19 protein-coding genes and 3 tRNA genes are annotated in these 20,416 nt (G+C 65.2%); 4 read left to right on the forward strand and 18 right to left on the reverse strand.

The features are described from left to right. Positions 1-67: 67 nt before the first annotated feature. The 4 genes from IB268_RS15090 to IB268_RS15105 form a co-directional block, all read right to left on the reverse strand. Positions 68-631, reverse strand: coding sequence for a DUF4286 family protein (locus tag IB268_RS15090; RefSeq protein ID WP_192354491.1), 564 nt, complete (start codon positions 629-631; stop codon positions 68-70). An 11-nt stretch (positions 632-642) separates the two neighbouring features. Next, positions 643-1,173, reverse strand: coding sequence for a carboxymuconolactone decarboxylase family protein (locus IB268_RS15095; RefSeq protein ID WP_054451135.1), 531 nt, complete (start codon positions 1,171-1,173; stop codon positions 643-645). A 2-nt stretch (positions 1,174-1,175) separates the two neighbouring features. Beyond that, entirely contained in the window at positions 1,176-2,129 is a 954-nt protein-coding gene (locus IB268_RS15100) for a tripartite tricarboxylate transporter substrate binding protein (protein WP_119450511.1), read from the reverse strand. Between the two features lie 70 nt (positions 2,130-2,199). After that, entirely contained in the window at positions 2,200-3,066 is an 867-nt protein-coding gene (locus IB268_RS15105) for an amidohydrolase family protein (RefSeq protein ID WP_192354492.1), read from the reverse strand. A gap of 97 nt (positions 3,067-3,163) precedes the next feature. Between IB268_RS15105 and IB268_RS15110 the strand changes: the two genes are divergently transcribed. Both IB268_RS15110 and argG read left to right on the forward strand, forming a co-directional pair. Further along, the gene (locus IB268_RS15110) at positions 3,164-4,090 is read left to right on the forward strand and encodes a LysR family transcriptional regulator (RefSeq protein WP_175181686.1); all 927 of its coding nucleotides are present in this window, start codon (positions 3,164-3,166) and stop codon (positions 4,088-4,090) included. 82 nt (positions 4,091-4,172) lie between these two features. Then, positions 4,173-5,513 carry an argininosuccinate synthase gene (argG, locus tag IB268_RS15115; protein ID WP_013392627.1) on the forward strand — a complete coding sequence of 447 codons (1,341 nt, stop codon included), beginning with the start codon at positions 4,173-4,175 and terminating at the stop codon, positions 5,511-5,513. A gap of 355 nt (positions 5,514-5,868) precedes the next feature. Here argG and IB268_RS15120 read toward each other — a convergent pair whose 3' ends face one another. From IB268_RS15120 to rnr, 12 genes are all read right to left on the reverse strand, one after another. Beyond that, the gene (locus IB268_RS15120) at positions 5,869-7,797 is read right to left on the reverse strand and encodes a potassium transporter Kup (RefSeq protein ID WP_192354493.1); all 1,929 of its coding nucleotides are present in this window, start codon (positions 7,795-7,797) and stop codon (positions 5,869-5,871) included. Further along, on the reverse strand, positions 7,794-8,909 hold the full coding sequence (locus IB268_RS15125) for a HAMP domain-containing sensor histidine kinase (RefSeq protein WP_225589140.1): 1,116 nt from the start codon (positions 8,907-8,909) through the stop codon (positions 7,794-7,796). Before IB268_RS15125 ends, IB268_RS15120 begins: the two co-directional genes overlap by 4 nt. A 66-nt stretch (positions 8,910-8,975) precedes the next feature. Then, positions 8,976-9,647 carry a response regulator transcription factor gene (locus IB268_RS15130; protein WP_006218435.1) on the reverse strand — a complete coding sequence of 224 codons (672 nt, stop codon included), beginning with the start codon at positions 9,645-9,647 and terminating at the stop codon, positions 8,976-8,978. 65 nt (positions 9,648-9,712) lie between these two features. Then, the gene (locus IB268_RS15135) at positions 9,713-10,195 is read right to left on the reverse strand and encodes a biopolymer transporter ExbD (protein WP_054451131.1); all 483 of its coding nucleotides are present in this window, start codon (positions 10,193-10,195) and stop codon (positions 9,713-9,715) included. Then, complete coding sequence (locus IB268_RS15140; protein ID WP_054451130.1) at positions 10,195-11,190, reverse strand: MotA/TolQ/ExbB proton channel family protein; 996 nt, start codon at positions 11,188-11,190, stop codon at positions 10,195-10,197. The genes IB268_RS15135 and IB268_RS15140 overlap by 1 nt, the downstream gene beginning before the upstream one ends. A gap of 1 nt (position 11,191) precedes the next feature. Continuing rightward, entirely contained in the window at positions 11,192-11,998 is an 807-nt protein-coding gene (locus tag IB268_RS15145; RefSeq protein WP_054451129.1) for an energy transducer TonB, read from the reverse strand. 248 nt (positions 11,999-12,246) lie between these two features. Next, positions 12,247-12,322 (reverse strand) — tRNA-Val (locus tag IB268_RS15150). Positions 12,323-12,477: 155 nt separating this feature from the next. Then, a complete protein-coding gene (locus tag IB268_RS15155) occupies positions 12,478-12,750 on the reverse strand; it encodes an HU family DNA-binding protein (RefSeq protein WP_003812968.1) in 273 nt (90 codons plus the stop codon). 350 nt (positions 12,751-13,100) lie between these two features. Beyond that, positions 13,101-13,781 (reverse strand): Fe2+-dependent dioxygenase, encoded by a 681-nt coding sequence (locus tag IB268_RS15160; RefSeq protein WP_119450515.1) that lies wholly within the window; start codon positions 13,779-13,781, stop codon positions 13,101-13,103. A gap of 58 nt (positions 13,782-13,839) precedes the next feature. After that, positions 13,840-15,084: a cystathionine gamma-synthase family protein gene (locus IB268_RS15165; RefSeq protein ID WP_054451127.1), complete on the reverse strand. Its 1,245-nt coding sequence runs from the start codon at positions 15,082-15,084 to the stop codon at positions 13,840-13,842. 52 nt (positions 15,085-15,136) lie between these two features. Then, positions 15,137-15,874 (reverse strand): 23S rRNA (guanosine(2251)-2'-O)-methyltransferase RlmB, encoded by a 738-nt coding sequence (rlmB, locus tag IB268_RS15170; RefSeq protein WP_013392619.1) that lies wholly within the window; start codon positions 15,872-15,874, stop codon positions 15,137-15,139. Between the two features lie 130 nt (positions 15,875-16,004). Further along, the gene (gene rnr / locus IB268_RS15175) at positions 16,005-18,479 is read right to left on the reverse strand and encodes a ribonuclease R (protein ID WP_119450517.1); all 2,475 of its coding nucleotides are present in this window, start codon (positions 18,477-18,479) and stop codon (positions 16,005-16,007) included. A 243-nt stretch (positions 18,480-18,722) separates the two neighbouring features. Between rnr and IB268_RS15180 the strand changes: the two genes are divergently transcribed. Next, positions 18,723-18,807 (forward strand) — tRNA-Leu (locus IB268_RS15180). 109 nt (positions 18,808-18,916) lie between these two features. Here the strand turns inward: IB268_RS15180 and IB268_RS15185 are convergent. Next, a complete protein-coding gene (locus IB268_RS15185) occupies positions 18,917-19,528 on the reverse strand; it encodes a tRNA-uridine aminocarboxypropyltransferase (RefSeq protein WP_054451125.1) in 612 nt (203 codons plus the stop codon). 160 nt (positions 19,529-19,688) lie between these two features. Between IB268_RS15185 and IB268_RS15190 the strand changes: the two genes are divergently transcribed. Further along, positions 19,689-19,773, forward strand: a tRNA-Leu gene (locus IB268_RS15190). A 165-nt stretch (positions 19,774-19,938) separates the two neighbouring features. Here the strand turns inward: IB268_RS15190 and IB268_RS15195 are convergent. Then, the gene (locus IB268_RS15195; RefSeq protein WP_370126826.1) at positions 19,939-20,388 is read right to left on the reverse strand and encodes a GNAT family N-acetyltransferase; all 450 of its coding nucleotides are present in this window, start codon (positions 20,386-20,388) and stop codon (positions 19,939-19,941) included. Between the last annotated feature and the right edge of the window lie 28 nt (positions 20,389-20,416).

Genomic DNA, 20,416 nt, shown 5'->3' on the forward strand with positions numbered 1-20,416 from the left:
GCAGGCTTTTTTCATGGGCGCGGCAGGCCCGCATTCGAATCCGATGGATGCGGCGGACGCCGCGCAATTACAGAATCCGTTTGAACATGGTCCGGCGCGTATTGCGGAACGACGGACGCACACGGCCGCTCCAGTCGCTGGCGCGCACCGCCAGCCAGGGCGGGCTGCCAAAGGTTTCGCGCGTGTGCAGGTCGTAGCAGGCCAGGTAGCGCGGCGACTCGTCGCGGCACTCATAGCGCATGGCGCGCACCGTGCCAGGCACCGATGCCAGGCCCGGCAGGTGCTCCTGGTCGTACCAGGCATTCAGGTCGGCGTCGGCCTCGGGCAGCACGTCGGTTTCGACGATGTAATGCCACGGCGCGTCCTGCCCCGCCGAAGCGCCTGCCAGGTCCAGCGTCAGGTGCAGCACGCGGCTGTGCGCGCCCGGGAAGCTCTCGGCCACGCGCGCCTGCGCTTCGGGCAGAGCCGCCGCCGATCCGCGCAGATAGACGTAGGTTTCGTCCTCTTCCACGGCGGCGTACGCGGCGGCGCACAAGCCTTCCAATCCCTGGGTCAAGGTCTGTTCAAGTTCGCGTGCGCGCGGCTCGTCGAAGCGCTCGCCCAGCGACACCAGCAATACGGTTTCCTGCACTCCAGTCTCCTTTAATGTCCTACGCGCAAGGCCACCAGGAAGCGCGACACCATGTTGTACGCGCCCACGGTCGCCGCCAGTTCCACCAACTGCGTGTCATCGTAGCGCGCGCGCAGCGGCGCGAACACGGCGTCCGGCACCTCGATGTCGCGCGTCATGGCGTCCGTCAGCGCCAGCACTTCGGCCTCGCCGGCTTCCAGGCCTTGCAGTTCCGACGGCGCCGGACCGCCGCGCAACGCGTCCACCAGCGCCTGCGGCATGCCGGCAGCCAGCGCGTGCGGCACATGCGCCTCGAACTCGTACGGTGCGTTGTTCAAGGTCGCCACGCGCAGGATGATCAGCTCGCGCAGACGCGGCGGCACCGCCGTGTTCAGGCGGATCGCGGTCAGCATGGCTTCCCAGCCCTGGACCACGGCCGGACTGTTCAACAGCACCTGGTACAGCGGCGAGATGCGCCCCCGCGCAGCCGATATCCGCGCCTCGATCGCGGCCAGTTCCGGGCGGCTGCCCGGCGTCACCAGCCCTACTCTGCATGCGTTCATCTTCACTCCGGACGGATGTTCTTGCGCTGGATCAGCGAGGTCCACTTTTCGCGGTCGGACGCGATCAGGGCAGCCAGTTCCTGCGGGCTGCCGGGAGCGGCCTGGGCCCCGAACTTCTCCAGGCGGGCGCGCACGCTTTCCGTGTTCAGCGCGGCGCGCACGGCCTGGTTGAGCTTGTCGATCGTGGCCGGCGGCGTGGCGGCGGGCGCGACGATGCCGTACCAGTTGTTGGACTCCACGCCGGCGATGCCCTGCTCCGCCAGGGTCTTGACCTCGGGCAGCAGCGGATGGCGGGTCGGCGCGGCGATGCCCAGGGGCTTCAACTTGCCGCCCTGGATATGGCCGATCAGGCCCGGCACGTCGCCGAAGAAGCCGGACACCTGGTTGCCCATCACGTCATTGATGACCGGCGCCGCGCCCTTGTATGGCACGTGCATCACGTTCGCCTTGCTGGAATCGGCGAACATTTCCAGGGTCAGGTGGGGAATGCTGCCGATGCCCGACGAGCCGATCGCGACCGATTGCGAGGCGGCCTGCGACTTCTTGACGAAGTCCGCCGCGTCGACCGCCGGATTGGACGGATTGACCACGAACACCGTGGCGTTGTTGACCACCTTGGACACCGGCGCGAAATCGCGCACGGGGTCATACGGCAGATCCTTGTACAGCGCCGGGCTGATCGCGACCGCGCCCACGCTGGTCAGGAACAGCACCGAGCCGTCGGCGGGCGCCTTGGCCACGTAGGCCGCGGCGATGTTGCCGTTGGCGCCGGCCTTGTTCTCCACGATGACCTGCTGCTTGAGCTCCTTGCCCAATTGCTCGGCCAGCACCCGGCCGACCAGATCCACCGGCCCGCCAGGCGGGAAGGCAATGATGAGGCGCACCGGCCCATCGGCATGGGCGGATCCCAGGGCGGCCAGGCTCAGCAGGCCGGCGGACAGTATTTTCTTGAACATGGTGTCTCCTGATTGAATGGAATTTTCTTGTCGTTCGCGCGCCGCCTCATGGCGGCGGCGTTTGCCGCGCCTACTCGAATCCGTACAGCCGCGCCGGGTTGTCCACCAGGATGCGCTGGCGCAAGGCCGCATCGGGACAAGCTTCAAAAAACAGGTCGACCAGCTCGCCGTCGTCGGGCATATCGCCCGCCACGTTCGGATGCGGCCAGTCCGTGCCCCACAGGCAGCGATCGGGCAACGCCTCGGCCAGCGCGCGCACAAAGGGCAGGCCCTCCGCGAACGGCCGCTTGCCCGATGCGATGCGGTCGATGCCCGACACCTTGACCCAGGCCTGCGGCACCTGCGCCAACCCCAGCAGCGCCTGCATCGCAGGCGACGCCAAGCCATCGCCCGCCTTCAACCGCCCCATGTGGTCGACCACGAAGGGCAGCGGCAGCGCGGCCAGGCGCGGCAGCAGCTCCGGCAGCATCGCGCCGTCCAGGTGCAGGCACAGATGCCAGCCCAACGGCGCGATCAGCGCCACGACCCGGTCGAAGACCGCCGGATCCGGCGCGCCGCCCAAATGCGGCACGAAGTTGAAACGGGCCGCGCGCACGCCACCCTCATGCAATTGCCTGACGCCGGCCTCGGTCGCATCCGCTCCCAGCAGGGCCACGCCGCGATAGCGGCCGCCGCTTTGGGCCAGCGCGTCCAGCAAGGCGCGGTGGTCCGAGCCATGGCAGTTGGCCTGCACCACCACCGCGCGCTCCACACCCAGGCGACTGTGCAGCGCCGCCATGGCCTGGCAAGGCGCATCCGGCGGCGTGTACGAGCGCCCCTCGGCGTACGGAAACACGTCGGCCGGCCCGAACACGTGGCAATGCGCATCGCAGGCGCCCGGCGGCAAGGCGTGGCGGGGACGGGACGGCGCGGCTAGCGGAGGACGGCAATCGGGCACGGGCGGGTTCCTGCGTTGAAAACGCCATGGTCCCGGATTGCCCGCCGCCCAACAATGCTATATCTTTGATTTCAGATATAGATTTTCCAAATATCCGATGGACCTCAAGCAGATCGAATACTTCCTGCGCGTGGCCGAGAGGCGCAGCTTCTCGCGCGCGGCCGAAATGCTGGACGTGGCGCAACCCACGCTCAGCCGCCAGGTCCGCCTGCTGGAACTGGAACTCGGCCAGCATCTGCTCTACCGTAACGGCCGCGGCGCCGAACCCACCGAAGCCGGCCTGCGCTTCCTGGAGCATGCCCGCGCCCTGCTGACCCTGGCCGAACGCGCCAAGGAGGACCTGCAGACCCTGCGCGAGACGCCCACGGGCAAGGTCGTGGTCGGCCTGCCGCCCCGCATCGCGCGCGTGCTCACGCCCCCGCTGGTGCAGGCCTTCCGCCGCAGCTTCCCCGAGGCCTCCATCGCCGTTGCTGAAGGCCTCAGCGCCCAGGTGCGCGAATGGCTGCTGGCCGGCCGCGTCGACCTGGCCCTGCTCTACGACCCCGCGCCCTCGCCCCAGTTGGCCTACGAATCGCTGTTCCGCGAGGACCTGGTGCTGGTGGCCGCGGCCGGCCACCAGCCCGCGCTGCCCCCGCGCGTCACCGTGGCCCAACTGGGCGACTACCCGCTGGTGGTGCCCAGCCTGCCCAACGCCATCCGCACCCTGGTCGAAAGCGTGTGCCGCGCCCAGGGCGTGCGTCTGACCATCGCCGTCGAGGTGGACGCCGTCCAGACCATCGTCGAACTGGCCGCCCAGGGCGACGCCTACGCCATCCTGCCGCGCTCGGCCGCACGCGGCCCGGCGGCGGAACATGAGCTGTCGTTGTGCGACATCGTCGACCCGACCATCACCAATGATCTGGTGCTGGCCAGCGCCCGCCACCGCCCCGCCACCCGGCTGGCCGCCGCCACCGCGCTCCTGATCCGCCAGCTGGAGCTGCCGGCCCTGTTCGCCCCGGCGGCCCGACCGCGGCAAAAGAGTTAAAATAGCGTCCGTTTCTCTTGTTTGGCGGCTAGCAGCTGTCAAAGTCTGCTGTCCAAGTCCTGTTGGCGTCTCACTTCAAACAATGACCACTATCCTCCCGAACCTTCCCACCGGCCAGAAGGTCGGCATCGCCTTCTCCGGCGGCCTCGACACCAGCGCAGCGCTCCTCTGGATGCGCAACAACGGCGCCATCCCCTACGCCTACACCGCGAACCTGGGCCAGCCCGACGAGTCCGACTACGACGAGATCCCGCGCAAGGCCATGGCCTACGGCGCTGAAAAGGCCCGCCTGATCGACTGCCGCGCGCAGATGGTGGCCGAAGGCATCGCCGCCCTGCAATCGGGCGCGTTCCACATCTCGACCGCCGGCATCACCTACTTCAACACCACCCCGATCGGCCGCGCAGTGACCGGCACGATGCTGGTGGCCGCCATGAAGGAAGACGACGTCAACATCTGGGGCGACGGCAGCACCTTCAAGGGCAACGACATCGAGCGCTTCTACCGCTACGGCCTGCTGACCAACCCGGACCTGAAGATCTACAAGCCCTGGCTGGACCAGCGCTTCATCGACGAGCTCGGCGGCCGTTCGGAAATGTCCGAGTACATGCGCCAGGCCGGCTTCGACTACAAGATGTCGGCTGAAAAGGCCTACTCCACCGACTCCAACCTGCTGGGCGCCACCCACGAAGCCAAGGACCTGGAGCACCTGAACTCCGGCATCCGCATCGTCAAGCCCATCATGGGCGTCGCCTTCTGGCGCGACGACGTCGCCGTCAAGGCCGAGGAAGTCACCGTCCGCTTCGAGGAAGGCCACCCGGTCGCCCTGAACGGTGTGGAATACAGCGACCCCGTCGAACTGATGCTCGAAGCCAACCGCATCGGCGGCCGCCACGGCCTGGGCATGAGCGACCAGATCGAAAACCGCATCATCGAAGCCAAGAGCCGCGGCATCTACGAAGCCCCGGGCCTGGCCCTGCTGTTCATCGCCTACGAGCGCCTGGTCACCGGCATCCACAACGAAGACACCATCGAGCAGTACCGCGAAAGCGGCCGCAAGCTCGGCCGCCTGCTGTACCAGGGCCGTTGGTTCGACCCGCAAGCCATCATGCTGCGCGAAGCCGCCCAACGCTGGGTCGCCCGCGCCGTCACCGGCGAAGTCACCATCGAACTGCGCCGCGGCAACGACTACTCGCTGCTGAACACGGAATCGCCCAACCTGACCTACGCCCCCGAGCGCCTGTCCATGGAAAAGGTCGAAAACGCCCCGTTCACGCCCGCGGACCGCATTGGCCAGCTCACCATGCGCAACCTCGACATCGTCGACACCCGCGGCAAGCTCTTCACCTACGTGAAGACCGGCCTGCTCGCCTCCTCCGGCAGCTCGCTGCCGCAGCTGAGCGACGAAGGCAAGAAGAAGTAATTCTTCAACGCCATAAACCAGAAAGCCCTTCGGCACGCCGAAGGGCTTTTTGTTTGGCGAAGAGCGATCGGGCGCCAACCTCGATGAGAGCGAGCCCACTAAAGACAGTCACGACCAGCGCGCAGCGTCATCACCTACCGCAAGACACCGCGTAAGCCCCCAAAGGCCGCCTGCGCGGCCGGCCGGGGGCGAGCCCCGCAAGATCGTCCACCACACCCCACCCTAGGCGAGAACGCCAAGCACACCGCCCTCCCCAGCAACGGGACACATTCAGCCGACGCAGCCTGGGGCGGCAGGCCCCCGCCGCCCCAGGCGTCAACAGAATGCAAATCACCACCAAGGAGCAAGCAAGAGCCTAAAGCTCCACCTGCATCCCCATCTCCACCACCCGATTAGCCGGAATCTTGAAGAACTTGGTACTCCGAGTAGAGTTCCGCGCCATGAACGAAAACACCGCCCGCCGCCAGCGCCACAGCGCCGGCTTCTTCGCCGCCACCACCGTCTGCCGCGACAGGAAGTAGGAAGTCCGCATCGGCTCCAGATCGATCTCCGGATACGCCTCGGCCACCAGCCGCAGCGCCTCCGGCACATCCGGATCTTCCTTGAAGCCGTAGTTGATCGTCGCCTGCCAACTGGACGCCGACAGCTTGGTCACGGAGAAGCGCTCCTCGGGCGAAACATAGGGCACGTCCGCCACCAGAATGGTCAGGAACAGCACATGGTCATGCAGCACCTTGTTGTGCTTCAGGTTGTGCAGCAGCGCCGGCGGCACATTGCCCGAGTTCATCGTCATGAAGATGGCCGTGCCCGGCACGCGCGACGGCGGGTACTCTTCGAGCTGCGCCATGAATTCCTTGAGCGGCTGGCGGTCCCGCTGCTGCATCTCCGACAGCAGCCGGCGGCCGCGGCGCCACGTCATCATCAGCGTGAACACCACGATCGCCACCAGCAGCGGCAGCCAGCCACCCTCGTGGATCTTGAACACATTGGCCGAGAACAGCAGCACATCGAACAACAGCAACAGGCCCAGCGCCACCATCCACAGCACACGCTTGATGCCGGTCGAACCGCGCGGCAACACCGCGAAAGCCAGCACCGACGTCGTGAACATCGTCCCCGTGACCGCGAAGCCATAAGCGGCAGCCAGGTTGTCCGAATTGCGGAACAGCAGGACCAGGATCAGCACCGCGCACAGCAGCAGCGCATTGACCTGCGGCAGATAGATCTGGCCCTTCTCGATGGCCGACGTATGCAGGATCTGCATGCGCGGCCAGAAGCCCAGCTGCACCGCCTGGCGCGTGACCGAATAAGCGCCCGAAATCACCGCCTGCGACGCCACGATGGTCGCAATGGTGGCCAAGGCCACCAGCGGGGCCAGCCCCCACTCCGGCGCCATCATGAAGAACGGATTGCGGATCGCGGTCGGATCGCGCAACAACAGCGCGCCCTGGCCGAAATAGCACAGCGTCAGGGCCGGCAGCACCATGCTGAACCAGGCGCGGCGGATCGCCGGACGGCCGAAGTGGCCCATGTCGGCATACAGCGCCTCGGCGCCGGTCAAGGCCAGCACCACCGCCCCCAGCAGCACGAAACTGATCCACGGAAACTCGACGATGAAACGCAAACCCCACATCGGATTCAAGGCCCGCAGCACTTCCGGCGTCTGCCAGATCTGCCAGCCGCCCAGCGCCGCCAGCGTGCCGAACCACAACAGCATCACCGGACCGAACAGCTTGCCCATGGCGCCCGTGCCGTGCGACTGGATCGCGAACAGCGCAATCAGCACCACCAGCGACAGCGGCACGACCCAGGCATCCAGCTGATGCGACACGATGCCTATCCCTTCGAGCGCCGACAGCACTGAAATGGCTGGCGTGATCATGCTGTCGCCGTAGAACAGCGCCGCGCCGAAAATTCCCAGCACGATCAGCGCCCAGCGCAGCTTGCCTTCACGCCCGCGCACCGCCAGTTCCAGCAAGGCCAGCGTGCCGCCCTCGCCGCGGTTGTCGGCGCGCAGCACCAGCGTCACGTACTTGAACGACACCACCACCATCAGCATCCAGAACAGGATGGACAGCACGCCCAGCAGGTGGGCAGGCTCCAGGTCGGTGTGCACGCTCAGTCCCGTCAGACAGGCACGCAGCGTATACAAGGGACTAGTGCCGATATCGCCGTACACCACGCCCAGCGCCCCCATGATGAGGGCGGCCCGCGACGATGGCGCGTGCCCGCCGAGTGTTTGCCCGTTGGACGACGAAGGAACGCTGGCCGAACCTTGGCTCATGATGTAGGTTCTTGACGAGTAAGTTGGGCGCCCTTGCGGGGGCCGGGAAACACGACGGACAGCCGTGTTCCTGAAAAGTCCGGACGGCTGGTGAGTTTCCACCAGGCGCCATGCGCGTGCGCGATTTCCCGCACGATGGCAAGTCCCAGGCCCGACCCGCCCGCGGTCGCGGTGGGAGAACGGTAGAACGCCTCGAACACCCGTTCGCGCTCATCGGGAGAAATGCCCGGCCCATCGTCCTCCACGGTCAGCGAAGGCGGATTGGCGCCGACGATCAGCGTGATGCGGCCGGTCTTGTTGCCATAGCGCAGCGCGTTGTCGATGAGATTGCCCAGCAGTTCGGCCAGCAGCAAGGGATCGGCGTCGATCCAGATGGGCGCGTCCGGCGCGACCAGATCCAGCTCGTAGTGCGCCTCGCGCACCCGCGGAAACCATTCCGCGCCGTTCGCCCGCACCCATTCGCAAAGGTCGATGCGCACGAAGCTGTCCTGCGGACGGGCGTTAGGATCGGCGCGCGCCAGAACCAGCAACTGCTGCCCCAGGCGGATCATGCGGTCGCTCACCGCCTTGATGCGTTCGGCCCGCGCGCGCACGTCGTCGGGCAAGGGGCGCGCCAGCATCAATTCCGACTCCAGGCGCAACCCCGACAAAGGCGTGCGCAGCTGGTGCGCCGCATGGCCGATGAAGCGGCGCTGCGCCGCCAGCGAGGCATCCAGGCGCAGCAGCAGATCATTGGTGTGCGTGACCAGTGGCTCGATTTCGACCGGCACGCCGGCCACTTCCAGCGGCTGCATGTCGTCGATGGAGCGTTGCCGGATCTCTTCGGACAGGTGGTTGACCGACCGCAGCCCCGAACGCACGCCCTGCATCACCACCCAGGTGAACAGCGCGATCAACGCGACCTGCCCCACCACCATCAGCCAGAAGAAATCTTCCAGCATCCAGAGCGACATGTCGATCTTGTGCGTGATGACCCAGGTGGCCGCCAGGTCCAACAGGACCAGCAGGAGGATCGGCGGCATCAGGCGGATGACCAGATGCCGCGCCAGCGAACGGGAGGGAAGCAAGGGGCGGGAAACCGGAGTAGCGGTAGGAGTGCGTTCCTGCATCATGACGCAATGCCCTCGCCTAGGCGTATGGATGCGCGCGGCCGGTGCGACGCGGCCGCAGCCGGCCCGTCAGGCCGTTTCCACATCCAACATGTAGCCAAAGCCGCGTACCGTTTGAATGCTGGCACCAGTGCCTTCCAGGCGCTTGCGCAGGCGGTACACGTAGACTTCGACGGCGTTTTCGCTGAAATCGGCATCCCAGGCCGACAGCGAGTTCACGATCTGGCGCTTGGTCACGACGCGACCGACACGGGCCATCAGCATTTCCAGCACGGAAAGCTCGCGCACCGACAGCGACAGGCGCTGGCCATTGGCGCGGACTTCGCGGCCAACGGTGTCGAACACCAGCGGGCCGACTTCAATCAGGGGCTGCGCCTGGCCGGCGCGGCGCCGGCCGAAGGCGCGCACGCGCGCCGCCAGCTCGGGCAGTTCGAAAGGTTTGGTGACGTAGTCGTCCGCCCCGGCGTCCAGGCCGGCGACGCGGTCCTCGATGCCATCGCGGGCGGTGAGGATCAACACGGGAACCTGGTTGCCGTCCTGGCGCAATTGCCGCAGCACGTCCAGCCCGCTCATGCCCGGAAGGTTGAGGTCGAGCAGCATGAGGTCGTAAGGCTGCCCCGCCAAGGCGCCCAGAACCCGGTCGCCCTCGGTCAGCCAGTCGACCGCATAGCCTTGGTCGGCCAGAAATTCCTGGAGCGCGTGGCCCAGGGTGGTGTCGTCTTCGATTACCAGAACTCGCATGCGGCGATTCTAGCGCGATCCCGGCCGGAACGGGGCGCGAAATGCGCCCCGGGGCCGGGAAGCGTTCAAGGTGCGGACGGAGCCGGGGCGGCCCCGGCCGCAGCGGGCGCTGCTGAGCCGGCGACGCCGCCGGACGGAGGCGTGGTCACGAACCCGATGCGCGTCATGCCCGAACGGCGGGCCGAAGCCATGACCTTGGCCAGGGTCTCGTAACGCGTGTTCTGGTCCGCGCGGATGCGGATCTCGGGTTGCGGCTTGGTGCCGGCGATCGACTTGAAACGGTTGGGCAGGTCATCGATATTGACCGGCTTCTCGTCCCAGAACAGCGCCCCGCTGGCATCGATGGCCAGGTCGACGGTCTTGGGTTCTTCCTCGATCTGCTCGGCGGCCACCTGGGGCATGTTGATCTTGATCGAATGCGCCAGCAGCGGCGCGGTGATGATGAAGATCACCAGCAGCACCAGCATCACGTCGATCAGGGGCACCATATTGATCTCGGAAACCGTATGGCTTCCGGATCCCTTGCCCTCGAAGCTGCCAAAGGCCATTATTCGCTCCCGCGTTGAGCCGCAGCGCCGTTGCCGTTCTGGCGGCGCAGGGCGCGCACCTTGCCGTCGGACAGAGCGACCTGCTGGCCGGTGGTCAGGAACGCGAACAAGTCATGCGCAAAGGCATCCAGGCGCGACAGGAACACGCGGTTGTTGCGCACAAAGGTGTTGTAGGCCAGCACCGCGGGAATGGCGACCGCCAGGCCCAGCCCCGTCATGATCAGCGCTTCGCCCACCGGACCGGCGATGCGGTTGATGGTCACGCCGTCGGACAGGCCGATGCCGACCAGAGCATGGTACACGCCCCACACCGTGCCGAACAGGCCCACGAACGGCGCCGTCGAACCCACCGAAGCCAGCACGGTCAGGCCGTTTTCCAGCTTCGCGGTTTCTTCGTCGATGACCTTGCGCATGGTGCGCGTAACGAAATCGGAGTTGCTGCCCGACTCTTCAAGCTTGGTCGCGCCGAACTTGTTGTGATGCGCCTGCGCATGCATGGCGTGACTGGCCAGGTGCGAGAACGGATCGCGCGCGCCATGCGTGACGATTTCGTTTTCGACCTGTTCGAGCGAGCTGGCGTTCCAGAACTTGTTCAGGAAGTCCGCGGAGCGCTTGCGCATGCTGACGTTGCTCGCGACCTTGACCAGGATCAGGTACCAGGTCACAAGCGACATCAGGATCAGGATGATGAACAGGCCCTTGCCGACGAAGTCGCTTTGCGCGATGAAGTGCATGAAGCCCATGTCGGGGACCGCGGCGGGGGCCGGCGCGGCAGGCAGCGCCGAGGGCAGCGCGGCGGCGGCGCCGTGCAGCGCGTCGGCCGATTGCTGGACAGCGCCGGCGGCTTGCTGAGCCGTGGCACCGACCGCCGAGGCGGCTTGTTGAGCTGCGGGCGCGGCCGCAGCCGCGGCAGGCGCAGCGGCGGCGGCAGCCGGCGCTGCCGGGCTGGTGGTCGCCTGCGCCACCAGGGTGGCGCTATGCAGTGCGTTGGACATCTCAGTTCCTCATTACGAAATCGAACGGAATTTTGGCTTTGGCGGGATAGGCCACGCCGTTACGGGTATACGGTTTGAAACGACCCTTGCGGGCGGCTGCCAGCGCCGATTCGTCCAGGCGCGGAAAGCCCGAGGACGCATCGATGGTTGCCCGCTCGACCAGCCCCTGGGTGTTGATCTCGACCAGCACCACCACGCGGCCCTCTTCCCGCATGCGGCGCGATGCCATCGGGTAATTGGGCATGGGGCGCGCCCCCTGGAATTCGATGCTGGATACCAGCACCGGCTGATCCGGCGGCGGCCCTTGCTGCGGCCCTTGCGGCGCCTGCGTGCCTTCGGGCGCGCCACTGGGCGGCGCCTTTGGCGCTTCCGGCTTGGGCTCGACCTTGACGTCCTGCTTGGGCTCGGGTTTGGGTTTAGGCTTGGGTGGCGGCTTGGGCTTGGGTTTGGGCGCCGGCATCGGCGGCTTTTCAACCACCGGCTCCGGTTCGGGTTCAGGTTCCGGCTCGGGCTTGAGTTCAGGCTCCGGTTCGGGCTCGACCTCGGGCTGCGGCGGCTCGGGCGGCGTTTCCGTCACCGGCTGCGGCTCCTCGGGAGTGGGCTCGGCCTTGGCGATCTGGGGAATGGGCGCATCCACCACGCTCACCATGATGGCTTCGGGTTCTTCGAGTTCAGGACGATTCTCGGGTGCCATGAAGATGGCGCCTACCACTGCCGCATGCAGCGCCAGGACCGTCAGGCCAGCGCCTGCGCGTATACCGAATGAAGAGCGCGAAGAAGAATTCCAACCGCGTTGAAAACTAGGCATGAATCAGCCAGGGTGCATTGACTTATCCGGCCAGCCAGGAAAGACGCACACGCGATGGCGACGCCGGCTGACCGGTACAAGCCCACAATAATATCTTAAATGCGAATGATTCGCACGTCCTATTTCATCTGATCCCGTCCTACATTTCTGAGCGAGATCAACTGGCACGAGCGATGCGGCGCGCGCAAAACAAAAAACCCGCCACCATGACGTGTGCGGGTTTTGTGTGGAGCGCATATCGGAGCTTTTGGTGGGTGCTACAGGGGTCGAACCTGTGACCTACGCCTTGTAAGGGCGCCGCTCTACCAACTGAGCTAAGCACCCATTTTGATGCAGCCTCAAGACGAAATTCGCGAAAAATCCGTACAAGCAACTGCCAACCGGGGCACTCAAAAGCAATACGCGGGCCGGAGTATACCGGACCGCGCAGTTGTGGGCAAATCGCCAGGCCTGAATGCCTGCGACCCGCCCGCCGTCCATTAGTTGACGGCGTCCTTCAGGGCCTTGCCCGGACGGAACTTCGGCACCTTGGCCTTCTTGATCTTGATGGTTTCGCCAGTGCGCGGATTACGGCCGGTGCGCGCGGCGCGAGCCGACACAGCGAACGTGCCAAAGCCAACCAACGTAACCGTACCGCCCTTCTTCAGGGTGGTCTTGACGGCACCGATCAGGGCGTCGAGCGAGCGACCAGCGGCGGCCTTGGAGATGTCGGCCTTGCTGGCGATGTGATCGATGAGTTCGGTTTTGTTCATTCAGGTGTACCCCTCACAAGGTATGGAGTCTGCCGGAGTGCAGTTCATGGCCGTCATGATGGACGCCGCAGAAGACGCAAAACCGACAAACGACGAACAGACAGTGGATAAACTTTTTTCTTGCGCTGCGAAGCACAACTTTTAAACTGCTGCGCCGCCTGGATTCAATGGCAAATTGCCTTCAAATCACCAGCGACGCAGACGTGTATTAGGCCTTGGCGTGGCGCGGCTGTCAAGCGAAAACCTCACCACAACCCGCGTCAATACTAGCTTTTAGACCGTTTCGCAATAAACAGAAACACGCATTTCGGGGTTTGCGCGACACCCTCGAACGCGATCGTTAACTTGCGTCAGACATCGGCCCATCGACGCAGCAAATTGTGATAAATGCCGGTGAGTTGCACGATGGAGGGATGCCCCGCGGCATCCTGATTCAAGCGCTGTATGGCCACATCCATGTCCAGCAGCAGTGCGCGCTGGCTGTCTTCGCGCACCAGGCTCTGCATCCAGAAAAACGACGATACGCGCGCGCCCCGCGTCACCGGATTGACCTTATGCAGGCTGGTGCCCGGGTACAGCACCATATGCCCTGCGGGCAGCTTCACTGCGCGCGGACCATAGGTGTCGTCGATGACCAGCTCGCCGCCATCGTAGGAATCGGGCTCGGAAAAGAACAGCGTGGCCGAGAGGTCCGTGCGCACGCGCTCAGCCGTGCCGGCGATGCCGCGCACCGCATTGTCCACGTGATAGCCGAACGCTTCCCCGCCCTCATAGCGATTGAACAAGGGCGGAAAGATCTTGCGCGGCAGCGCGGCCGACATGAACAGGTTGTTGGCCGCCAGGCGCTGCAGGATCAGGTTGCCCAGCTCCTGCGCCAGGGGATGCTGCTCCGGCAGCTGGCGGTTGCGCTTGACCTCGGCCGACTGATAGCCGGCGGTGACCTTGCCGTCGACCCAATCGGCGGCGTCCAGGCGGCGCCGGATCTCGGCCGCCTCTTCTGGCGTGAAGACTTCTGCGATCTGTATGAGCATGGGCGCTATCCCGATTGCGTTGCAGGCGCGCCCGGCCACCGGTCGCGCGCGTGCCGCATTATCCCTGCAGGCAGCCGTTGAGCGCCTGATCGAAATCAAACAGCAGATCGGCCTCGTCTTCGATGCCCACGGACACGCGGATGAGACTGTCCGCGATGCCCATCTGCTTGCGGCGCTCGGCGCCCATCTCGTAATAGATGGTGTGGGCGGCAGGCAGCGCCAGGCTGCGCGTATCGCCCAGGTGAGTCGCCATCAGCACGATGCGCAGGCGGTTCAGGAAATCAAAGCAGTCCACCCCGTCCGCCAGTTCGACGCCCAACAGGCCGCCGAAGCGCGAGCCGAACAACGCCGCCGCGCGCGCATGCTGCGGGTGGCTGGCCAGCCCAGGGTAATGCACCTTGGCCACGCCCGGATGATCCTCAAGGAAGCGCGCCAGCGCCAACGCGTTGGCGCAGTGCTTGGCCATGCGCAGGGCCAGGGTCTCGGCGCCTACCGCGATGCGGTGCGCAGGCTCGGCAGCCAGGGTGCCGCCCATGTCGCGCAGGCCCTTCTTCTTGACCTGCGTGAGCCCCCAACTGGTGGACGGTCCCTTGCGATAGGCCTCGTAGATGTTCGCGTAATTCGACCAGTCATACAGCCCCGTGTCCGTGACGGCGCCGCCCAACGCATTGCCATGGCCGCCGATGTACTTGGACAGCGAGTTCATCACCAGGGACGCCCCGACCGAGACAGGCCGGAACATCCAGGGCGAGGTCAGCGTATTGTCGACCACGTAGACCAGGCCCTTCTCGCGGCAGATTTCTCCAATCACGGCCAGGTCAGCAACCTGCGTGCCCGGATTGGCGATGGTCTCGGTGAAAACCATGCGGGTGTTGGGCTGGATCGCCGCACGCACCTGCGCCGAATCCGTCGCGTCCACGAAGGTGATTTCCACCCCCAGTTCCAGCAGCGTGCCCAGCAGGCTGTTGGTGTTGCCAAACACGAACTGGCTGGACACCAGATGGTCGCCTCGGCGCAGCAGCGTGGTGAAGATGGCGGCCAGCGCCGCCATGCCGGTCGCGAAGCTGACCGTGCCCTTGCCGCCTTCCATCTGGTTGACCTTGGCCTCCAACGCGGTGGTGGTGGGCGTGCCTTGGCGGGCGTAGGTAAAGCCGGCCTTGCCCTGAAAGACCGCGGCCAGCTCACGGGCGTCTTCGTAGGCGAACTCCGAGGACGGATGCATGGGCTTGTGCACCGCTCCGTGCTCGACGGATTGCTTGCGGTCGGAATGGAGGATCGTGGTGGTAAAGCCGTTCTGGTGCATGATGGGCTGACGCGAAGAGGATATGGTCTACAAGATAGGTAAGACGGATGAATCAGGAACGGCGCTGGCGCACGGTTTCATAGAGGCAGACGGCGCTGGCCACGCTGACGTTCAGGCTTTCCACCGAACCCAGCATGGGGATGTTCACCAGTTGATCGCAGGTTTCCCGCGTCAGGCGGCGCATGCCCTCGCCTTCCGCCCCCATGACCCAGGCCATGGGCTGGCGCGCATCGATCTGATGCATGCTGTCGGTGGCCTGGTCGTCGGTGCCCACCAGCCACACGCCACGGTCCTTCAGGCTGCGCATGGTGCGCGCCAGGTTGGTCACCATCAGATAGGGCACGGTATCGGCCGCGCCGCAAGCCACGCGCTGCACGGTTGCGTTCAGGCCGACGGCCCGGTCGCGCGGCGCGATGACGGCGTGCACGCCGGCGGCATCCGCGGTACGCAGGCAGGCGCCCAGGTTGTGGGGATCGGTCACGCCATCCAGGATCAACAGCAGCGGCGGGCCTTCGATGACATCGAGTACCTCATCCACGTCCACCGCCAGTTGGCGCTCTTCGGCCAGCGCCACCACGCCCTGATGGCGGGTGCCGCGGGACAGGCCGTCCAGGCGCTCCATGGGGACCGGATGCAGGCGGCAGCCCGCTTTTTCGGCCTGCTCGATGAACGTCTGCATCCGCTTGTCGCGGCGCGACGCCTCTACATAGATTTCCTTGATCGAGTCGGGCGCGTGGCGCAGCCGCGCAACAACCGCGTGAAACCCGGCCAGGACTTGGGTCGACGCCATAAATGCAATACCTTTAGATAAACGAATACCCGCCCCAGAGCGGGGCGGGCCACCGGACCAAGCCGGCCATAGATGCAATGTTACCCCTTATGGCGCAGCCGCCATACGACGGCCTCGCCATAAGGAAGTGTCAGTGGCGCTTGTGCGCGGCCTTCTTGGCCGGCGCTGCGCGCTTGGATGCCTTGGGCGCCCGCGGCGGCTTGCTGGCCTTCTTGGCCTCGGCGCGGCGCTCCTTGGCGGTCTGGCCCTTCAGGGCGGCGGGCTTGGGCGACGCGGCCTTCTTGACACGGCGCGAGGGCTCGTCCGGGCTGCGGGCCGACGCCTTGCGCAAGGCGTCGAAGCTCGTGCCCTGCACCAGGCGGAACTCGATGCGGCGGGCTTCGAGGTCCACGCGCGACACCTGCACCTGCACCTTGTCGGTCAGGCGGTAGCGCATGCCCGTGCGTTCGCCGCGCAACTCGTGCAGGGCGTCGTTGAACTGGAAATACTCGCCGCCCAGTTCGGAAACATGCACCAGCCCTTCGACGTGCAGGGTGTCCAGCGTGACGAAGATGCCGAAGCTGGCGACGCCGGTAACGGTGCCGCTGAAGTCCTCGCCCACGCGCTCCTTGACGAACCAGCACTTGAGCCAGGCTTCGACGTCGCGCGACGCCTCGTCGGCGCGGCGCTCGCTGGCGGACAGCACCAGGCCCATCTTTTCCCAGATGGCATGTTCGTGCTCGCGCTGCGTGCGGCCGATCACCACAGGCTGGTCTTCCAGGCTGGGCACATAGCGCTGACCGGCCAGCAACGCCTTGATGACACGATGCGTCAGCAGGTCGGGATAGCGGCGGATGGGCGAGGTGAAGTGGCTGTAGCCGGGATAGGACAAGCCAAAGTGGCCCATATTGTCGGGGCTGTAGACCGCCTGCTGCATGGAGCGCAGGCACATCGTCTGCAACAGCTGGTAGTCGGGGCGTCCGCGCACCGAATCCAGGAAGTCGCCGTAATCCTTGGCCGTGGGCGTCTCGCCGCCGCCCAGCGACAGGCCCATGGTGCGCAGGAATTCGCGCAGCGACTGCAGGCGTTCGGGCGTGGGGCCTTCGTGGATGCGGTACAGGCCGGGATGCTTGCTGCGGGTCATGAAGTCGGCCGCGCAGGTATTGGCGGCCAGCATGCACTCTTCAATCAGCTTGTGGGCATCGTTGCGCACCGACGGCACGATTTGCTCGATACGGCCGAGCTCATTGCAGACGATCTTGGTCTCGACCGTGTCGAAGTCGATGGCGCCGCGCTTCTTGCGCCCTTGCGCCAGCAGCTGAAAGAGTTCATACAGGTGCTGGACCTGGGGCATGACGCTGCGCATGGCGTGCGCGGCAGGACCGCCGGGCTGTTGCAGGGCGGCCCAGATGTTCGTATAGGTGGTGCGCGCATGCGAGTGCATGACCGCGTTATAGAACTGGTAGGCCGTGACCGTACCAGCCTTGGCGCCGCTGGCCGGAATGACCATGTCGCAAACCAGCACCAGGCGGTCGACGTCCGGGTTCAGCGAACACAAGCCGTTGGACAACGACTCCGGCAGCATCGGGATGACCCGGCGCGGAAAGTACACGCTGGTGCCGCGTTCGATCGCGTCGTCGTCCAGGGCGTCACCCGGACGCACATAGTGGCTGACGTCGGCGATGGCCACCAGCAGGCGCCAGCCCGGGCGCTTGCGCTGGCCCGCGCCCAGCTCCACGGGCTCACAGTACACCGCGTCGTCGAAGTCGCGCGCGTCCTCGCCGTCGATGGTGATGAGCGGCACGTCGCGCAGGTCGACGCGGTCCTTGAGATCGGTCTTCCTGACCACGTCCGGCAGGCGTGCGGCCTGCTTGAGCGCGGCTTCCGAGAAATCGACCGGCACGTCGAACTTGCGCACCGCGATCTCGATTTCCATGCCGGGATCGTCGATCTCGCCCAGCACCTCGGCCACACGGCCCAGCGGCTGCGTGTGGCGAGTGGGCTGCTCCATGATTTCAACCGCGACCACCTGCCCATGCTGGGCGCCGTTGGTGTCGCTGGGCGGAATCAGGATGTCATGCTTGATGCGCTGGTCCTCGGGCACGACGATGGACAGGCCATGCTCGTGCAGGAAGCGCCCCACCAGCTTGTTGGTGCGGCGCTCGATGACTTCGACGATGGTGCCTTCCGGCTTGCCGCGGTATTCGCCAGTGGGTTTGACCAGCACACGGTCGCCATGCAGCACCTTGAGCATTTCGCGCGGCGACAGAAACAGGTCCGGGCCACCGTCGTCACGCAACAGGAAGCCGAAGCCGTCGCGATGCCCCAGCACCTTGCCGGCGACGAAGTCCAGTTTGGTGGCCAGCAGCAACACGCCCTTGCGGTTGGGCATCAATTGGCCGTCGCGCTCCATGGCGCCCAGGCGGCGCTCAAATCCCACCATCGTCGCGGCGCGCTCGACGCCCATGCGTTCGGCCAGTTCCACCGGAGACAGCGGCGAGCCTGCGGCGCGCAGCGCTTTCAGGATGGCTTCACGGGACGGGACATCAGGATCGAAGTCCGGCGGCGCTTCGGGCAAGGGTGTTGATCTGTTGTTATTCGATTCGTTATTCGATCGTTTTGCCAAAGCTAAAATTTCCGTATATAATGCGCAGCTTCTGTGGTTCGCCCAAGGCTGAACACTGAAGCAGAAAATGGTCAGAAGGGCCGGGAAGTTTAAAACCCAGCCGGGGTTTGAAAAGCAAGTTGCTTAAAAACCTTATTGTAGAACCAACTGCACTTTGGACGCATGTTTTAGTTAATCTGTTTTAACTGAAGCGATGCGACTAGAGCGGCAGCGTATCACATACTTCTGACAGTATCTCTCAGTGCCCAGGTGGCGGAATTGGTAGACGCGCATGGTTCAGGTCCATGTGCCGCAAGGTGTGGAGGTTCGAGTCCTCTCCTGGGCACCACGGAATTTCAATCAAGACCATGCAAGGCGGTCTTGATGGCAACGGCTAAAAGGCCCCGGAAATCGCAAGATTCCCGGGGCTTTTGCTTTGCGCCCCGCCACTGCCTGTTTCAACGCCACGGCACCTTGCGATTCAAATGATGCCGCGCGTACAGATCCGCGCCCATGCCTTCGATCTGGCCATCGATCAACGCTTCGAAAGGCCGCAGCAGCGCATCGAAATTCGTCGGCGCTTCAATCGCATTCAAGGCATGCGCCACGGCCTCTATCGTGGACAGCGCGCCCGGCACGTCGGCGTGACGAACCCGGTAGCGCGTGGAAAGCCCCGCGGGCAACATCACGCGCGGCAAGGCGGCCAGCGCCGGGTTGATATGCAGCAATTTGCGCGCATGTCCCCAGGTGCCGTCAGGCACGATCAATCTGATGGGCGCGCCCAGGTCCTGCCCGTAGCCCGGCGCCAACACCTCGGCGCCCTCGCCCGGAAACAGCAGGCGAGGCAGATGGCCTGGCAGCGCCCAATCCTCTTCCGAAAAATATTCGCCCACCACGCGTTGCGCGCCCGCCAGCCCCAGCACCGCCAGCCTTGCGGTGTTCAAGGCATGGCGCGCCTCGCTCGGATGCTGCAACACCACGACGCGAGTGCGGCAGGAAAGCGAGGGAATCAGCGCGCACAGACAGTGCGACAGAGGACGCAGACAACGCGTGCAGAGGGTACGGGACATGGGGCGACACTATATCGAAAGTTCGAAAGCGCCCGGCAGCAAAAAAATATGAAAAAAAAGCCACACGACTTGCACACTTCAAAAAAAGTGTGCATAATCTCATTCCTCTGCTGCTGAACAAGAAACAACGCGAAAGCGAAGCGACAAGTAAAGCATCAGCGCCCAGGTGGCGGAATTGGTAGACGCGCATGGTTCAGGTCCATGTGCCGCAAGGTGTGGAGGTTCGAGTCCTCTCCTGGGCACCAATTATTACATCACGAGGTACCTGCGTGATGCGCCAAAAAAACCCCGAACGCGTAAGCGTCCGGGGTTTTTTCTTTGTGTGGCCCTTTTCTTGCGGCCCTTTTCTTTATCCCGCCTATTTGATTTGCCCGGCCCGCAGGCAGACGCTCTGAGCCGGGCGGCCCGCCCTACTTCAGCACGCGGGTCATGACCACGTGCGGAATACCGGCCTCGACGAATTCCTCGCCTTCCACATTGAAGCCATGGGCCTGGTAGAAACCTGCCGCATGCGTCTGCGCGTGCAGCACCAGCATGCGGTGGCCGTCGCCATGGCCCTGTTCGATCAGCGCGTCCAGCAACTGGCTGCCGACGCCCATGCCGCGGGCCTTCTTGTGGACCGCCATGCGGCCGATGTGGCCGTCGGGCAGAAGCCGGCCCGTGCCCATGGGCGTGCCGTCCGGGCCGTAGGCCACGGCGTGGACCGACACCGCGTCATCGTCGTCCAGCTCGACCTCGGGCGGCACTTTCTGTTCGACGACGAACACTTCATGGCGCACCGAATACGCGTCGTCGCGCAAGCGGTCCCAGGTGCCCAGGGCGATACGCACCGTAGATTGTTTGTTGGTCGACATGTCCATCCCTCGCGTGCAGCAAATGAATAAAAGA

The organism is Achromobacter sp. ACM01 (assembly GCF_014851745.1).
In the GTDB taxonomy this organism is placed as follows: domain Bacteria; phylum Pseudomonadota; class Gammaproteobacteria; order Burkholderiales; family Burkholderiaceae_B; genus Achromobacter; species Achromobacter aegrifaciens.

Bases quoted from the DNA above. Each gene is read 5' to 3' on its own strand.
- IB268_RS15095 (WP_054451135.1), bottom strand. From the start codon at position 1,173: ATGAACGCATGCAGAGTAGGGCTGGTGACGCCGGGCAGCCGCCCGGAA.
- IB268_RS15100 (WP_119450511.1), bottom strand. From the start codon at position 2,129: ATGTTCAAGAAAATACTGTCCGCCGGCCTGCTGAGCCTGGCCGCCCTG.
- IB268_RS15110 (WP_175181686.1), top strand. From the start codon at position 3,164: ATGGACCTCAAGCAGATCGAATACTTCCTGCGCGTGGCCGAGAGGCGC.
- argG (WP_013392627.1), top strand. From the start codon at position 4,173: ATGACCACTATCCTCCCGAACCTTCCCACCGGCCAGAAGGTCGGCATC.
- IB268_RS15120 (WP_192354493.1), bottom strand. From the start codon at position 7,797: ATGAGCCAAGGTTCGGCCAGCGTTCCTTCGTCGTCCAACGGGCAAACA.
- IB268_RS15125 (WP_225589140.1), bottom strand. From the start codon at position 8,909: ATGATGCAGGAACGCACTCCTACCGCTACTCCGGTTTCCCGCCCCTTG.
- IB268_RS15130 (WP_006218435.1), bottom strand. From the start codon at position 9,647: ATGCGAGTTCTGGTAATCGAAGACGACACCACCCTGGGCCACGCGCTC.
- IB268_RS15135 (WP_054451131.1), bottom strand. From the start codon at position 10,195: ATGGCCTTTGGCAGCTTCGAGGGCAAGGGATCCGGAAGCCATACGGTT.
- IB268_RS15140 (WP_054451130.1), bottom strand. From the start codon at position 11,190: ATGTCCAACGCACTGCATAGCGCCACCCTGGTGGCGCAGGCGACCACC.
- IB268_RS15145 (WP_054451129.1), bottom strand. From the start codon at position 11,998: ATGCCTAGTTTTCAACGCGGTTGGAATTCTTCTTCGCGCTCTTCATTC.
- IB268_RS15155 (WP_003812968.1), bottom strand. From the start codon at position 12,750: ATGAACAAAACCGAACTCATCGATCACATCGCCAGCAAGGCCGACATC.
- IB268_RS15160 (WP_119450515.1), bottom strand. From the start codon at position 13,781: ATGCTCATACAGATCGCAGAAGTCTTCACGCCAGAAGAGGCGGCCGAG.
- IB268_RS15165 (WP_054451127.1), bottom strand. From the start codon at position 15,084: ATGCACCAGAACGGCTTTACCACCACGATCCTCCATTCCGACCGCAAG.
- rlmB (WP_013392619.1), bottom strand. From the start codon at position 15,874: ATGGCGTCGACCCAAGTCCTGGCCGGGTTTCACGCGGTTGTTGCGCGG.
- IB268_RS15185 (WP_054451125.1), bottom strand. From the start codon at position 19,528: ATGTCCCGTACCCTCTGCACGCGTTGTCTGCGTCCTCTGTCGCACTGT.
- IB268_RS15195 (WP_370126826.1), bottom strand. From the start codon at position 20,388: ATGGACATGTCGACCAACAAACAATCTACGGTGCGTATCGCCCTGGGC.